Consider the following 15,390-nt stretch of genomic DNA (forward strand, 5'->3'; position numbering starts at 1 on the left):
TTTGCCACCCACAAACGCGCTATATCCTTCACCTAAGACGGTGATGTCATGGCACTTCCGGCGATGTATCCCGATGTCCAAGCATGTTGAAAGTTGAAGCCACCTGTTAAGGCATCCACATCCAAGACTTCTCCGGCAAAATACAACCCGGAGAACCGTTTGCTCTCCATGGTTCGGAAGTCCACCTCGGATAAACGCACACCGCCACACGTTACGAATTCGTCTTTGTTGGTAGATTTTCCTGCCACCTCGAACGTTGCCCTCACACATTGTTGGGCCAGGTGTTGCAAGTGCTTTTTGGAAACATCCGCCCACCGAATGACCCCGCATTGGGCGGCCTCGGTCAGGCTTTGCCAAAGTCTGGTAGGCAGGCCCCAAAGAGGGATTGTCCCCATATTTTTTCTTGGGTGCAAGGTTCGTTGTTGTTCAAAGAGCGAAAGGGCTTCGCTTTCGGTGGCCTTACCTGTAAAGTTGATTTCTATCGTAAAGCGGTAATGGGCTTCGTTTAATAAGCGTGCACCCCACGCCGAAAGCCGCAGAATGCTGGGTCCAGAAAGCCCCCAATGCGTCACCAAGAGCGGGCCTTCGGCTTGCAGCTTGGTTCCCACAACCCGAATCGTCGCATGGGGAACCGAGACACCCGCCAAACCCGCCAATCGTGTATCGCGGGTATTAAAGGTGAACAAAGACGGAACCGGTGGCTCGATGGTGTGCCCCAAGTCGGCTAATTGTTGCCAAATAGCCGCATTGCTCCCTGTGGCCACCAAAATTTTTGGGGTATTAATAACTTGCCCGTCGGAAGTGATCACCCGCCAGCCAGCCATATTCAAAGGCATAAGCTTGCGGAGTCCACATTTGGTTTTTACCACCACGCCCGCCTTTTTTGCGGCCTCGGTCAAGCATTGGATAATGGTCTCGGAAGAGTCGGAAACGGGAAACATGCGCCCATCGGCCTCGGTTTTGAGGGCAATGCCACGCTCGGCAAACCACGCCACGGTATGTTTTGGATTAAAGCGGTTAAACGGGCCAATCAGTGCTTTTCCACCACGAGGATAATGACGGATCAGGGCGCTGGGATCAAAACAGTGATGGGTTACGTTGCATCGCCCGCCACCGGAAATCCGTACTTTGCCCAAAACATAGGGCGCACGTTCCAATATGCAAACGTTTGCGTTGGGGTTAGACGTCGTTGCTTGAATGGCCGCAAAGAAGCCAGCGGCTCCACCGCCAATGACCAAAATATCGGGGTGAGTCATTTTATATACGGCTTCTATTGCGTAGATTTACAGAAATATCTTCGTCTTCGATAGGGAGTTCTTCGTCGGGAAGCGAGATACGCGGGGATGCCGAAAGAGTGACGGCATTGGCGGCTCGTGTAGGAGCCTCGGTTTCTATCATCTGGCGAAATTCATGGAGCAAAACCTCTCCTTTTGTGGGCTGTCGGTTGCTTTGTATAACCGCCAATCGTTGAAGTAAATACCCTACAAATAGGGTTAAAAATGCAAATAACCAACCCGAAAGTCCGGCATCGGATGCGGCGTCGCCCACAATACCCGTTAAAATAAAGATAAAAATGGTACTAAACACCAAGCCCAATTGTAAGCCATAACGTTCTTCTCGGAGGCGAATCCGGGTGCGGCCATTTTTAGAGGTGACGCTGATCGCTGCTATTTCGTCGTCATTGGATGCATAAATCCAATCGCGGGTATTGCCTACCCGTTCCACACGCCCTTGATTTTTGTAGGTAAAGCGTAATTTATGCACCATTTCTTCCCATAATTCCTCGCTTACTTCGCCCTCTACCATTTTTTCCTGTGTGGTTTGCAAGGGGGCGCCCCAGAAATAAAATTCTTTTTTTAGTACTTGCGCGTCTTGTCTTTGAAGTGCTTCCTCCAAAAAATGGGGTTGGATACCCATTTCTTCAGCCAATTTCCGCAATTCCTGCTCTGTCAGGCCATACCCGCTCTGGACATCGTTTGCTTGCTGAAGCTCATATGCCTTATGGATGAGGGCGCCCGTTTCTTTTTCGGTATAAAGCCTTTCTTTCATGCTGCTATGGGTTTCTGAAAGATAATAGGATTACCGACCAGTGGCAATGGTGTATAAACAAGGTGCGTGTATATTTCCTGCCATGTGTTTTGCTTCACTTTGGATAAAACACTGCAAATAGCTTTGGGCTGGTCTATAATCTATTTAAAACTTTGTTTTTTACTTTAATAAATAACAATGTAGCCACTGTAAAATTATTATAAAGACATATTCAGCCATTACAAATTTTCGCATACTTGTTCTCTGATTCCCCTACCCCTCATAGGCATACCGATAACGGATGGAAAGGTTTTGCGGAGAGAGAAAGAGGGTTTGGGAAAGCAGCGTAAAACGGGCCTGGATGGGAAGCCACGTACCCGCAACAGGCTGAAGCAAAAGCGTACCAAAAGATTGCTCGGCAAAAATAAAATTTTGAATAGTGCGCTTTATTTCTACCCCTACTAATTTTTGATCTTTTTTGGTGATAAAATAGCGCAGTTGGGTGATTTCAGGCGTTGTGCGGTTGTTCGGATGAGCGACCATCTCGAAAACGTGTACAGTCCCAAAAGGCAGGGTTCGGTCTGCTAATTGTCGGTAGAGGTATTTTTCCCAGAACTGAGCCGATTGCATGGCATTGGGATCTGGTAAAAAGAGTGCAGGAAAGGTTATGTCGGTTATAGGGACTTCTTCTATGTTTCCGGATTTAAACAGCCCACTTTGGATGGTAGAGCGCACGACAGGTGGTTGCTTGGGGACGAATTTTAACGTTCTAACTTCCCTTCCCGCTTCGGCCCCGGATGTATCCAAAACACGCAAGTCCACTTCCGATTGGTGGTTTCGGTGTGCAGCCCGCTCGAATGCTTTCCGAAAGTCGTCGGTTTTCATGCTTTTTAGCTGAGCAATGACCGTTTTTCGGACGCTCGTATCTTCTGTAAAGGGTAATTTTTGATCGCCCTTTGATTGGTTACAACCGATCAGTATTACGGCCAAAAGGCTGCTCAGAAAGAGAGGTTTAATATTTCGCATGGATTTTAGAACTTATTTTCCTTCATAACGATGGTCTGCCAAAATGGTTCGCCTGCTATTTTAGGGGATACGAATGGTAGTGTAGGCATTTTCACGGCCCTCTGCATGTCCAAGTCCTATAATCCGGATATATCGGGTGGTTGTCGAAGGGAAAGAAAAGGTTTGTAGGCCAGTTTGTGGGCTACTTTGACCCTCCTTCAAAATTCGCCAGTGTCTCCCTTCTTCGGAAGCCAATATCCGGAAAGCATACCGACGCGCTGCGGCCATATGAAAAGCTATTTGCACCGATGAAACAAGGCGAGGCCGCTTGAAATCGGCTTCAATCCATGAATCGGGTGCAGAGGATTGCCAAAAAGTTACTGGGAGGTCGTCGTTCACCGCCGAGATGGGGTGATCTTGGGGGTCTGAATTGGCAAACCAAGTGGTCGTTTGATAATCCAACAGACGGATGTTTCGCCAGCGTACTTTTAAGCCTTTTTTGGTGACATCATTGCCAATACCATGAACTTGCAGGCCGATGAAACCGCTAAGGGTAAGGCCGTCAGCCAAGTCGGCAATAGGAACCCCATTCACCCATGTCCGTATGCGGCTCCCCACAACTGCGATTCGGTAGTGGTTCCATTGGTTGTTGCGGAAAGCCTGCTGGGCCTTAGGCTTGTTTTTTAGGTCATACATCCACAAACGGCGGTTTTCGTCATATATACCGCCACTCCAGGCCCGTATAGAGGGATCCACCTCAACTTGATACCCGTGTACCATGCCATTTAGGTAGTCGGGGAAGGTATTGCTCCGGATCTGAATGCCAGAGTTGAGCAGGGTATCCACTTTTAATTCTAATTCTAAGACAAAATCTCCATAACGCTCGTGGGTGGCCAGAAATGTATTCGGCGTATTCAAGGCTGTTTCCCCAATAATTTCGCCATTTTCAACGCGGAAGGTGGCTTTTCCACCCAAAATATGCCAACCTTTTAAGGTTTTCCCGTCAAAGAGTTTGCGCCAGCGGGGCCGGTCAATGGTCATTTTATGACGTACTTGCGCAGGCGAAGAAGTATGGTACGTCCGTAGCGGTTGTATCACGCCAATATGTCGCGGATTGGGCGATATTGCCCTGAGTTCTTTTTCTGCATAGGGCTTATTGCGTCTTTGGGTCTCTGCACGGAGTAGGATCATATCTTTCGCCCAGACAACCCCTGCTTTATGCCCCCAACTATTTCGGATAAAAGTAAGGATGCCTGCAAGTGCTTCGTTATTCACCTCAATATTATCGCGGAATCCAGGCATAGGTGCATTAAACGTGTAGGTTTCCCCTTGGACGGTAATGGGCCCAGTAAGGCCATCCAAGACGATGCGACCCAACAAACGGGGGTCGCCCGATACCCACTCCGATCCAGCCAAAGGTGGCGCTAAATTCTTAATTCCTTCACCCGAAGAAGCATGACAAGTAGCACAATATTTGGCATAATTTCCTTTTCCTGCGGCAAAAAGGCCGCGTTCCGGCTTGCTTAGGTGTTGCAAAGCGGCATCGGACGATTGACGGGATTTTTCGATTGCCTCATGCAGGGCGTTTTTTACAGAAGTAGGTACATGTTGGCCCAGAAGGCGCAGTACAGGCGTCTCCAGACCTGCTATATTGGTAATTAAGGCATCTATGAGCACCGGAAAGGTATCTGCCTCGGCAAGGGTCGGATATACTTCTTTTAATACCGTGACGTTATCGCGGGCATGGGCAGCAATGGCTGCCACCCAACTGGCTTTTTCTCGCACCTTTACCGACTTACTGGGGGGATGGTTCTTCAACCAAGACAAGGCCGTCTCGTGCTGCTCTCCGCCTGCCCATCGGGCCATTTGGTGTAAGATGGCCTCTCGGATAAAGCCCTCTGGCGCGGTCTGCCAAATACGGTCTAAATGCTCCACTGAATGTGCCTTTAGTCCTTCCAAGGTCCATAGGGCATGGAGTTTCGTGAGCGGTGCCCCTATCAACGAACTCTCAATCAATAATGGAATAGCTGTTGGATCTTCACGCTCTATCAAGAGCCGTTGGGCCGTGTCGCGCCACCAGCCATTGGGGTGGGAGAGTGTCGCCACCAAGTGTTTTACGGTAGCCATCCGTAGCTGAGGTGCTTTCGCCAGTGGCTTGTTTTTATGTCGGATACGGAAGATACGCCCCATGCCAGTAGGCTGATCCAATCGGTAGTGCTGAATGTGATTCCGTAGGTAAGGGGTCATGTAAGTGGCGTGTTGGATAATACCACTATGCATATCCACAACAAACAACGATCCATCTGGAGCAGTATGGGCATTTACCGGGCGGAACCGTTCATCGGTGGCGGTCAAAAATTCTTTTCCAGCGTCAAAAGCACCCCGTGGTTGATCGTTCTCCTCTCGTAACCGGATGTGTTTAATAAGGTAGCCAACAGGTTCCATCACAAAGGCGTGACCGCGATACGCTGCTGGAAACTGATCACCTCGATATATAACGGGGCCACAGGCACTCGTCACATTCCGGAGTTTTCCGGCAGCATCCAATACGTCTTTTTCGTATCCTCGGTTTACCCCTCGTGTTTGACGGCGTGGAAAAACCGTATTTGCCACCAATTGCAGGTTGTAAATGGTATTGGACTTTGGGGCATGGTGTGGGTTTACTGGAAAGACGGCTGGCAGATAGGCATCGCCAAGGAGCGTGGTACTGTTGTTGTTGTAAAACAGTCGCCCATAATCATCTTGACTAATGCCCCATTGTCCTCTAAAAATCGCTTCCTCGCGTAGCCATCCGTTTCCATTCTGGCGATACCGAACTTCTCCTTTGGCGCTGTAAATCCAGTTATCCATTGCACGGAGCAAGCCATTGGGCTGATGTTCCACATTTCCGGTATCGGCATAGGTACTGTCTATCAAGACTTTTTGCCCTGGTTTGTCGTTTTGAATAGGTACAAACCAAAGGTTGGGCGGCTCGGCCAAGAGAACACCACCTTTTACAAACGACAAGGCACGGGGTTGTACCAAGCCCTCCATAAAAGTTTTTCCCGATTCAAAAAAGCCGTCACCATCCCTATCTTGCAAAATGCTGATTCGTCCGACCGCCTTGTCTTCATTGGTTCCATGGATGTTTGGCATGTATCCACGCATCTCCACGACCCACATCCGGCCATTTTCGTCGAAATTAATGGCAACAGGCGATGATATTTGCGGCTCGGCAGCCACCAACTCCACTTGAAACCCCTCAGCCACCCGAAAATCGCGTATGGCTTCATCCGGCGTGAGCATTGGAACCGGAATATCTGCTTTTTTGCATCCAAAAATGGAAATTATACAAAAGAACAAGGTGAAGTTGAGACGCATGGTTATAGCTTTTGGGAACGAAACTCCTTAAGATACGCCCTTGCAAGGATAAGACAATCGTTTATTGGGCCTTGATCGCGAAGACACGCGGCGGGGCGCTTAATGCCAGATCAACGATGTTTCTGGAAACCCGCATAGGTTTTGATGCGTTAAAAATAAAATATTTTACCCTACTTGTAAGTCCTATTTATCTACCCAATCGTTCAAATCTATGCCCACTCCTCTTGCACCCGAAGGGTACGCAGCCGCCTTGGCACAATTGCCCGGTTGGCGGTTGGAAGATCGCGCCCTAAAAAAAACCTTTCATTTTGCAAATTTCCGTGCTGCTATATCCGCGATGGTACGGCTTTCCTTCGAGGCGGAGACGCTCAACCATCACCCTGAATGGTTTAATGTTTGGAATCGAGTGGAAATTACCCTTCGTACACATGATGCCGGAAATCAAGTAACGGATTTAGACCTGACTTTAGCCCACAAAATCGAAGCAGCATTGTCGGAATTTAAATGATGCAATGGCTTAAAAATGTTGTCGTCCTCATAGCATCGTGTGGGCTGTCCTTGCTATTGGCTGAGGGATTCGTTCGATTGTTTTTTCCTCAGACACTTTTTGGGCCGAAGTTCGAAATTTTGGCTGATGGCTCTAAAGTAAACCGCTCGCAAGGTGCAACCATAGACGAAATGTTTGGACGTACCGTGCAGTATCATTTTAAACCTTTTCACCTTCGCGAAACGGATCGTCGGCCCAAAGCCTTTGAAGTCTTGGTTTTAGGTGATTCCTACACACTTGGTTGGCTCTTACATGCGCACGAAACCTTTATTTCTAAGCTTCAGCAACAGGCGGATCGTCATTTTGGAAACGGTAAAATCCACTTTTTGAATGCAGGAACAGGAGGCTGGGGTACGGCAGACCAAATGGTTTTTTTAGAAAATATGGGCGATCGTATAAAACCAGATGCGGTTCTGGTGATTTATAATAACGATGATATTCACCGTAGCCTGAGTAGTACGCTTATACGCTTTTCGGAGCGCCCATACCATAAATTGGTGAGACAGTCTAACCCGGTGGTATGGTACAAACGATTTTTTGCTGGAGGTGAACTTTACAATGCCGCCATCACCCATAGCCACGTTTTACGGCTGGTGCGTAATGTATTTTTAAAGAGGGCGGTGAAAGCGCCAGAGGTTGCACAGCCAAGCCCCGAAACAGTCCGGCAGGGCGTGCAGTTAGGAAAAATGCTGTTTACCCGCATGAAAACTTGGGCCGATACCCGTAAAATTCCATTTTGGGTGTGCTCAACAGGCTGGTTTGACGAGGTGAACAATCCGGTAGAGCCAATAAAGCCTTTTTGGCCGTTGCTCCTACTTTTTTTCGAGCACACTGGGTGCCCTTCGCCGATTCTTCTCGATACGTTTGGCGGTTTCGAAAACCTCGTCCCTCGTTTTGGGAGGTCCCAGACGGACATCCGAATCCACAAGGTGCAGATTTGATTTCAAAAGCCGTTTGGCCCTTTGTATATTCTATGCTTTCTACGGTTTCAAAATGAGTTGCGTGGCTTACCTTACGCATCATCCGAACCGTTTACCTCCGAACATTCGTATAACAACATGAGTTTTTTTGATTTGCAGGCTGCGAACGCACAAGTGGCCCAAGAAAGCCACTTTGTGGATACCTTATTAGAAAGCGTTCACCGCGTGGTGGTGGGGCAACAATATATGATAGAACGTCTCTTGATCGGGCTGTTGGCTGATGGCCATGTTCTGCTCGAAGGCGTTCCCGGACTTGCGAAAACCCTCACCGTGAGTACCCTTGCAAAAGCCATTGGTACGAAATTTCAGCGGATACAGTTTACGCCAGATTTATTGCCTGCCGACTTGATCGGGACGTTGGTGTATAACCAAAAAGCAGGTGATTTCTTTATCAAACAAGGTCCCATTTTTGCCAATATCGTTCTGGCCGATGAAATCAACCGGACACCCGCCAAAGTGCAATCCGCCCTCTTAGAGGCCATGCAAGAGCGTCAGGTAACCATTGGAGAAACCACTTTTCAATTAGAACAGCCTTTTTTGGTACTGGCCACCCAAAATCCGATTGAACAAGAAGGTACCTATCCGCTTCCTGAAGCACAAGTGGATAGGTTTATGATGAAGATAAAGGTGGGGTATCCTACGCGCACCGAGGAATTGGAAATCATGCGCCGAATGGCCCGAACGGGTGAAAAGGAGCATATCCAACCCGTTGTACATGCCGAACAAATTATGCGTGCCCGTCAGGTGATTAATGGCTTGTATATAGATGAAAAGGTGGAGCAATATATTGTGGATTTGGTGATGGCTACCCGTGAGCCACTGAGGTATCGTCTGCGTGATATAGAGCAATACATAGATTTTGGAGCCTCTCCACGTGCCACCATCAACCTCAACCTTGCTGCGCGTGCCCATGCCTTCCTACGTCACCGGGCTTATGTAACCCCTGAAGACGTGCGTGCCATTGCAATGGACGTATTGCGCCATCGGGTTATAACAGGTTATGAGGCCGAAGCCGAGGAAGTGACGCCGGAAATGGTCATCCAAAAAATATTAGACACCATCGAAGTCCCCTAATGCCCATGATCCGTTCTTCCCGCATCCTGTGCAAATCTTCCATTACAGTCGCTTTTCTTGTCAAGCAACTTCAGGAATTGCGTGGTGGAGGCCTGGAACTCATTACCGTTTCGGGTGCAGGTGCGGCGGAGAATCAAATTTCTCAGCCCATCTCCAACCGCCCTGGTTTGGTATTGACTGGGTTTACGGCGAAGTTCTCCGATCAACGGGTGCAGATTTTGGGTAATACAGAATGTTATTACTTGGAAAGTTTATCACCAGAGGCGCGTAAAAAAGCTTTCCAGACACTCATTTCATTCCCTATACCATGTCTTTTTCTGACAGACAACAACCGTATGCCCGATGATCTGGTGTGGGAGGCGGCTCAGAAAAATATTCCCATCTTCCGGACACCTAAGCCAACAGCAGAATTTGTATCAGTCCTACACGACTTTCTGGCAGATCAATTTGCGGAGCAGCAAACCGTGCATGGTTCCTTAATGGATGTATATGGCATTGGGCTGTTGCTCACTGGCAAAAGTGGTATTGGTAAAAGCGAGGTGGCGCTGGATCTGATTGAGCGGGGGCATCGCTTGGTCGCAGACGACGTGGTGGTGTTGACGCACCGCGAAGGAAATGTACTTATCGGTTCGGGAACCGATTTGGTGCAGCATTTTATGGAAATCCGTGGCTTGGGCTTGATTGATGTACGGGCGATGTTTGGGGTACGGGCTATCCGGTTTCATAAACGGGTGGAAGTGGTAGTGGACTTGCAAGCGTGGGACCCGGAGAAAGAGTACACCCGCCTCGGAATGGTAGATGAACATAAGGCGTTTTTAGGCGTCTCGTTGCCGCTCGTTAAACTGCCCATCATTCCAGGAAAAAACATGACTGTACTGTGTGAGGTCATTGCCATGAACCACCTCTTGCGGTACTATGGCTACGATCCTGCAGTTGTATTTCAGGAGCGCTTGCAAGAACGGATCCGCCAGAAAGGCCCAGATGCTACACGGGGTATTGAGTATTTTGGACATGATTTTGAATAAATACCTTCTGTCTGGCGTTGGTGATGTCCGTAAAAAGAGGGATTCCTTATCGGTATAAAAAATCATTTCTTTAGTCTTATGTTGGCCAAAAATTAAGGAGAACTCAAAATAATCAACTTTCCGGGCATTGAACGTAGTCGAGCCGAGCGAAGCGATACACGAAGTAAATACCCATCTTTACAACGTATTTGAGGGTGATAAATAAATTTTGGGCTTTATTCTAAAAAATGGCCAATATATAGTTAGTATTTTCCTTTAGACGGAATCAAAGTACGTTTGATTGATGACAAAAATGCCAAACACTTCTACCTTCCGATCACGCGGCGGTCAGTGGCTTATTGGCCAAGGCTTGCTCTTTGCACTTTATGGATGGGTTCTCTTTAGGCCATTTCATCGGGCAACGCATGTGTTGGATGCAGGGTGGTTGTTGCCGTTTTTGGGTGTTCTTTTTATGCTTATTGGCATTTTAATGGGCATCTCGGCGTTTTGGACATTGGGCAAAAGCTTAACAGCTTTTCCGGTGCCTTTGGAACATGGTCGTTTGGTGTCTCACGGCGTTTATACTTGGGTGCGTCACCCTATCTATGGATCCATTATCCTCTCAGGCTTGGGCGTAGCTTTATGGGTTCAGAATCCGGAAGCAGCGCTTGTGGTGGGTATGCTTCTGGTGTTTTTCCGGATGAAGTCTGCCAGTGAAGAAGTGTTCTTGGAGCAAAAATATCCGGATTATGCAGCCTATCGTCTCAAAACCCCACACCGGATGATCCCATTGTTGTGGTAAATTCTGCGTCTAAACGTCATAATTTATCTATGAACGGTTGGACAGTTTTCATGATTCAGGCGTTTATGAATGAATCAGTGATGGCCCTGTCTGCCCAAATACTTTTTGTCCATTACCCTAAGCCTTTAGATTTGCGAAACTTCTAAGAAAGCGTGAGTTTAAGAATTAGGAGAAATCTGGTTGCATCAAATTATGCGGGATGGCGTTCATGTACGACTTACGCGCAATTTGTAACCCCTTTTGAGCAGCAATATGGGCTTTAGTACGCAACAGCACAAGCAAAAGCTAAGGAGTCAGAAGATGGCACGCACCTTCGACGTTCCTGTTTTTTACAAAAGCACCGTTATTTCCACCGTAAAAGAGGTGCAAAAAGTGATGGATCCGCGCAAGCGCGACCTTAGGCCGGCTGTTTTAGACTATGGCCCAGTCCGCTTCAAAATTGCCCGCCATTTCGGTTTTTGTTTTGGCGTGGAACAAGCGGTAGATATCGCATATCGGGCAATAGAAGAGAATAAAGGGAAGCAGATTTTTTTGCTCTCGGAGATGATCCATAACCAACAAGTGAATGAAGATTTAAAGGCACGAGGGGTACGGTTTTTACGTTCTACGACAGGGGAACAACGGATTCCTTTCGAATCACTTACACCGCATGATATTGTCATCATCCCTGCATTTGGCGCCTCATTGGAGGTAGAACAAGTGCTTCAAAAAAGGGGGGTAGATGTGCAGCAATATGATACCACCTGCCCGTTTGTAATGAAAGTTTGGAAGCGAAGTGCCCAGATCGGACAAAATGGATATACTATTGTGGTGCATGGAAAACGATACCACGAAGAAACACGGGCGACCTTCTCGCGGGCCAAAGAAACCTCGCCCGTGGTGGTGGTACGAGACCTCGAAGAAGCGCAATTATTGGCAGAGGTCATCCGAGGTGAACGCGATACCGCCTTCTTCTATCAGACCTTTGCAGATCGGTATTCCGAAGGGTTTGATCCACAAAAAGACCTTCAACACATAGGCGTGGTAAACCAAACAACCATGTTGGCCACCGAAACCCAAGCTATTGTGGATTTGCTTCGTCAGGCGGTGGAACTGCGGTATGGCACAGCATCTCTTCAAACGCATTTTGCCGATACAAGCGACACGCTTTGCTATGCTACTAACGAAAACCAAAGTGCAACCCGCGCATTGATAGACGACGGTGGAGACTTGGCCATTGTGGTGGGAGGTTATAATTCCTCTAACACAAGCCACTTAGTAGAACTATGTGAAGAGGTGATGCCCACCTATTTCATCTCCCATGCCGATGAGATTGCCTCCTCCACTGAAATTTCTCACTTCATATATGCATCCGGTAAACGCATTCAAACCCACTCTTGGTTCCCAAACAAACGCCCGTTAGATATTATACTGACTGCCGGAGCTTCTTGCCCCGACTCGCTGTTGGAAGAAGTCCTTCGTAAAATCGTGAGCTGGTTTCCGGATGCCCGCTCAGACGAAGACGTGCTGGAGTCGCTCAAGCATAATTTATTGCCTCAAAACTGAAGGCTACGTTTTTAGGGCAAGCTTGTATTTGGGCATTAATGGGCGTTTGGGTGTAGTTTGGCTATAATCATCCCAATTATAGACTCACAAAAAATGCGGTATAACGTTTTCTTGTTGATTGCTTTATGGGGCTTTTTCGGTTGCGACTCGATGGAAAACCCACATGTAAAGCCCTTTTCTTCGGTTCGGAAAACCCTGTATGTAGGCCCGCAACAGGTGGATTGTGTGGGCGTGGGGTCACAAAAATGCCTCCTCGTCCGCGAAAAAACCTCGGAAGAATGGACGTATTTCTATGATACCATTTTGGGGTTCCAGTTTCAGCCCGGATATCTGTACACCTTAGACGTAAAACGGGAAACCCTTAAACACCCACCCGAAGATGCAAGTTCTTATATGTGGTCCTTACGAAAGATTATCCAAAAAGAACCTTTGCAATGATTTTGGCCTTTTTTTATTGTAGAAGCGACTCCAGACATGGTTTGGAGTCGCTTTTTTTGCAACAAGCCAACCTGACATACTGCTACTTTGTTATTTACATAAACAGCTAAGAATTAATCTGCATACAGATTGTATTTACTATCGCTAAAATAGAGGCACTACAGAAAGAGACGGTCGAACTTGCCAAGCCTTATACCAAAGCCATTGTATTTTACGAGGTGTTGACAGGAAAGGCCGCTCCGAATGTCACGAATAAAGATCGGTACTTTTTGCATATTCCCCCGTTTGGTACCTTTAAAAAAAATTTTCAGGACCGCTTATGGCTAAAGGAACTACGACTTCAGGCTCTTGTGGATCGTCAGCCTGACCAGAAAACGCCCGAAATAGAGAACTCCGAAGTACCAAGACCACGGCTTCGGAGCTAAATAGACCATCTGTCTTCGCCATAACTACTTCAATCTTTCAAACTTAACTGCCCAAAATTCCACGCTGAATTAATTCGTAAAACAAATTCGGGCCAAATCAATGTTGTAATTTTGCTCCTCCTGCCCCTCTCTAAACATTGTTTAATCACTTTCCGTTCCGATATTGTCAGTACAATATTGCGACGCACAAAGCCCCCTCCTATGCCAAAGATCAAAAAAATACTTATCGCAAACCGTGGCGAAATTGCTTGTCGGGTCATTCGTACCTGTAGAGAATTGGGAATACAATCCGTAGCTGTATATAGCGAGCCCGATCGAACGGCGCTGCATGTGCAGATGGCGGACGAAGCCTACCTGATTGGCCCGGCTCCATCCAACCAGTCGTATTTGGTAATGGATAAAATTTTGGAAGTGGCACAAGTCTCTGGTGCAGATGCGGTTCATCCCGGCTATGGATTTCTTTCCGAAAACGCCACTTTTGCACGCCGGTGTGCGGAGGAAGGCATCATTTTTATCGGCCCACCCACCGGAGCCATTGAGGCAATGGGTGATAAAGTTACCTCCCGTTTGTTAATGAAAGAAGCCAATGTACCTATGGCTCCTGGAACCACGGACTCTATTGACGACGTAGAAGAGGCCAAACAGATTGCCGTTTCCATAGGCTTCCCTGTATTGGTTAAAGCCTCGGCGGGTGGCGGTGGCAAAGGGATGCGAATCGTACACGCGGTGGAAGATTTCGAGAATGCCATGCAATCGGCTCAGTCCGAAGCGCTGTCTGCTTTTGGCGATGCTCGTGTATATGTAGAGAAATACATTGTAGAGCCACGACACATCGAGTTTCAGGTATTGGCAGACCAGCACGGAAATGTGGTTCATCTCTTCGAGCGGGAATGCTCCATCCAACGCCGTCACCAAAAAGTGGTAGAAGAAGCCCCCTCCTCCATTCTAACGCCAGAGATGAGGGCACAAATGGGCGAGGCGGCCATTAAAACAGCCAAAGCGTGTGGCTATGTGGGAACCGGAACGGTGGAATTCTTGGTGGATAAAAACCGCAATTTCTACTTCATGGAGATGAATACCCGTCTTCAGGTAGAACATCCTGTCTCTGAAATGATTACCGGAATAGATTTGGTGGCGGAACAAATCCGGGTGGCCGAGGGCGAAGAATTAGGCTATACACAAGAAGACCTACACATCAATGGACATGCCGTAGAGTGTCGGGTTTATGCCGAAGACCCGACAAATAACTTCTTGCCAGATCCAGGGCATTTAGACCGTCACCAAGCACCGAGTGGTCCAAACGTGCGGGTGGATGCAGGGATTGCGGAAGGAATGGACGTACAGATTTACTACGATCCGATGATTTCAAAACTCTGCACATGGGGCAAAACCCGCTCTGCTGCCATCCGTGCAATGCGTCGTGCCTTGCGCGAGTACGAAATCGTGGGGGTCCAAACCACCATTCCGTTCTGCCAGTTTGTGATGCAACACGATGCCTTCACCTCTGGGAACTTCGATACGCACTTTGTACCGCTTTATTTTACACCCAAAGAATTGGCATTGGATGATGCCGGAATGGACGAGGCCGCTGCTGTAGCCGCCGTTCTGATGCGTAGTGGCGGACAAGGGGTGGCCGGAAAAGAAAAATCGGCAACAGCTACTACTACCAGTACCACCGGAGCATCTATTTTTATAGATGCCTTCGTTTCGCCTTGGGGGCTACGTCGCAAACAATAAAGAAACAAAACCCAAATTCTCTTAGAAACTCCGGGCCCATTTAAGGATCCGGAGTTTTTTTTGAGGAGGAACACCAACTTAAATGGTGTCTCCATTGTTTTCGTGCAAACGCGATCGTCGTCTGTCTTTTAATCTTGCAACCGACGGAAAAACATTTGTGCAGCGCGGGTTTGGTAGCACTATCGTTTTCACACGCACAAAAGCCCATAGAAAGCACAAAAGTTTCAATTTGGCACTTTTGCCCACCTTGTCACAAATGCAATGTTGTGGGCTGTTGTTTATTTAAATTCGCCACCTTAATTGATAAGTACATAGACAAAATTAGCTTCTATTAAGTACGCTGTGCCAATTAGTTTATGTTAAGCATTTTACAAAATGGATTCCCGTTTTCGCGAGAGCGACGTACTTGGCACTTGGCACTTAAAAACCCTTCATGCCTAACTTG

General features: G+C 47.7%; 12 protein-coding genes. 8 read left to right on the top strand and 4 right to left on the bottom strand.

The window, feature by feature from the left end; translation table 11 throughout:
- Positions 1–32 precede the first annotated feature (32 nt).
- From JNN12_02690 to JNN12_02705, 4 genes are all read right to left on the bottom strand, one after another.
- Complete coding sequence (locus tag JNN12_02690) at positions 33–1,256, bottom strand: NAD(P)/FAD-dependent oxidoreductase (GenBank protein ID MBL7977221.1); 1,224 nt, start codon at positions 1,254–1,256, stop codon at positions 33–35.
- Position 1,257: 1 nt separating this feature from the next.
- A complete protein-coding gene (locus tag JNN12_02695; GenBank protein ID MBL7977222.1) occupies positions 1,258–2,049 on the bottom strand; it encodes a hypothetical protein in 792 nt (263 codons plus the stop codon).
- 252 nt (positions 2,050–2,301) lie between these two features.
- The gene (locus tag JNN12_02700) at positions 2,302–3,054 is read right to left on the bottom strand and encodes a hypothetical protein (GenBank protein ID MBL7977223.1); all 753 of its coding nucleotides are present in this window, start codon (positions 3,052–3,054) and stop codon (positions 2,302–2,304) included.
- A gap of 60 nt (positions 3,055–3,114) precedes the next feature.
- Positions 3,115–6,393 carry a DUF1080 domain-containing protein gene (locus tag JNN12_02705; GenBank protein ID MBL7977224.1) on the bottom strand — a complete coding sequence of 1,093 codons (3,279 nt, stop codon included), beginning with the start codon at positions 6,391–6,393 and terminating at the stop codon, positions 3,115–3,117.
- A 211-nt stretch (positions 6,394–6,604) separates the two neighbouring features.
- Between JNN12_02705 and JNN12_02710 the strand changes: the two genes are divergently transcribed.
- The 8 genes from JNN12_02710 (at position 6,605) to accC (ending at position 14,945) form a co-directional block, all read left to right on the top strand.
- The gene (locus JNN12_02710) at positions 6,605–6,901 is read left to right on the top strand and encodes a 4a-hydroxytetrahydrobiopterin dehydratase (GenBank protein MBL7977225.1); all 297 of its coding nucleotides are present in this window, start codon (positions 6,605–6,607) and stop codon (positions 6,899–6,901) included.
- Between the two features lie 119 nt (positions 6,902–7,020).
- Positions 7,021–7,881 (top strand): SGNH/GDSL hydrolase family protein, encoded by an 861-nt coding sequence (locus tag JNN12_02715; protein ID MBL7977226.1) that lies wholly within the window; start codon positions 7,021–7,023, stop codon positions 7,879–7,881.
- A 117-nt stretch (positions 7,882–7,998) separates the two neighbouring features.
- Positions 7,999–8,994, top strand: a complete 996-nt coding sequence (locus JNN12_02720; GenBank protein ID MBL7977227.1) for a MoxR family ATPase — start codon at positions 7,999–8,001, stop codon at positions 8,992–8,994.
- On the top strand, positions 8,994–10,019 hold the full coding sequence (locus JNN12_02725; protein MBL7977228.1) for an HPr kinase/phosphorylase: 1,026 nt from the start codon (positions 8,994–8,996) through the stop codon (positions 10,017–10,019). The genes JNN12_02720 and JNN12_02725 overlap by 1 nt, the downstream gene beginning before the upstream one ends.
- A gap of 292 nt (positions 10,020–10,311) precedes the next feature.
- Positions 10,312–10,800, top strand: a complete 489-nt coding sequence (locus tag JNN12_02730) for an isoprenylcysteine carboxylmethyltransferase family protein (protein ID MBL7977229.1) — start codon at positions 10,312–10,314, stop codon at positions 10,798–10,800.
- Between the two features lie 252 nt (positions 10,801–11,052).
- Positions 11,053–12,345 (top strand): 4-hydroxy-3-methylbut-2-enyl diphosphate reductase, encoded by a 1,293-nt coding sequence (locus tag JNN12_02735; GenBank protein MBL7977230.1) that lies wholly within the window; start codon positions 11,053–11,055, stop codon positions 12,343–12,345.
- Positions 12,346–12,438: 93 nt separating this feature from the next.
- Positions 12,439–12,783 carry a DUF4377 domain-containing protein gene (locus JNN12_02740; protein ID MBL7977231.1) on the top strand — a complete coding sequence of 115 codons (345 nt, stop codon included), beginning with the start codon at positions 12,439–12,441 and terminating at the stop codon, positions 12,781–12,783.
- Positions 12,784–13,409: 626 nt separating this feature from the next.
- Positions 13,410–14,945, top strand: coding sequence for an acetyl-CoA carboxylase biotin carboxylase subunit (gene accC / locus JNN12_02745; GenBank protein MBL7977232.1), 1,536 nt, complete (start codon positions 13,410–13,412; stop codon positions 14,943–14,945).
- Positions 14,946–15,390 lie beyond the last annotated feature (445 nt).

The sequence above is a fragment of the Bacteroidetes Order II. bacterium genome (genome assembly GCA_016788705.1).
Classification (GTDB): Bacteria; Bacteroidota; Rhodothermia; order Rhodothermales; family UBA2364; genus UBA2364.

Excerpts from the sequence above, each read along its gene's own strand:
- JNN12_02690 (MBL7977221.1), bottom strand. The coding sequence starts at position 1,256 with ATGACTCACCCCGATATTTTGGTCATTGGCGGTGGAGCCGCTGGCTTC.
- JNN12_02695 (MBL7977222.1), bottom strand. The coding sequence starts at position 2,049 with ATGAAAGAAAGGCTTTATACCGAAAAAGAAACGGGCGCCCTCATCCAT.
- JNN12_02700 (MBL7977223.1), bottom strand. The coding sequence starts at position 3,054 with ATGCGAAATATTAAACCTCTCTTTCTGAGCAGCCTTTTGGCCGTAATA.
- JNN12_02705 (MBL7977224.1), bottom strand. The coding sequence starts at position 6,393 with ATGCGTCTCAACTTCACCTTGTTCTTTTGTATAATTTCCATTTTTGGA.
- JNN12_02710 (MBL7977225.1), top strand. The coding sequence starts at position 6,605 with ATGCCCACTCCTCTTGCACCCGAAGGGTACGCAGCCGCCTTGGCACAA.
- JNN12_02720 (MBL7977227.1), top strand. The coding sequence starts at position 7,999 with ATGAGTTTTTTTGATTTGCAGGCTGCGAACGCACAAGTGGCCCAAGAA.
- JNN12_02725 (MBL7977228.1), top strand. The coding sequence starts at position 8,994 with ATGCCCATGATCCGTTCTTCCCGCATCCTGTGCAAATCTTCCATTACA.
- JNN12_02730 (MBL7977229.1), top strand. The coding sequence starts at position 10,312 with ATGCCAAACACTTCTACCTTCCGATCACGCGGCGGTCAGTGGCTTATT.
- JNN12_02735 (MBL7977230.1), top strand. The coding sequence starts at position 11,053 with ATGGGCTTTAGTACGCAACAGCACAAGCAAAAGCTAAGGAGTCAGAAG.
- JNN12_02740 (MBL7977231.1), top strand. The coding sequence starts at position 12,439 with ATGCGGTATAACGTTTTCTTGTTGATTGCTTTATGGGGCTTTTTCGGT.
- accC (MBL7977232.1), top strand. The coding sequence starts at position 13,410 with ATGCCAAAGATCAAAAAAATACTTATCGCAAACCGTGGCGAAATTGCT.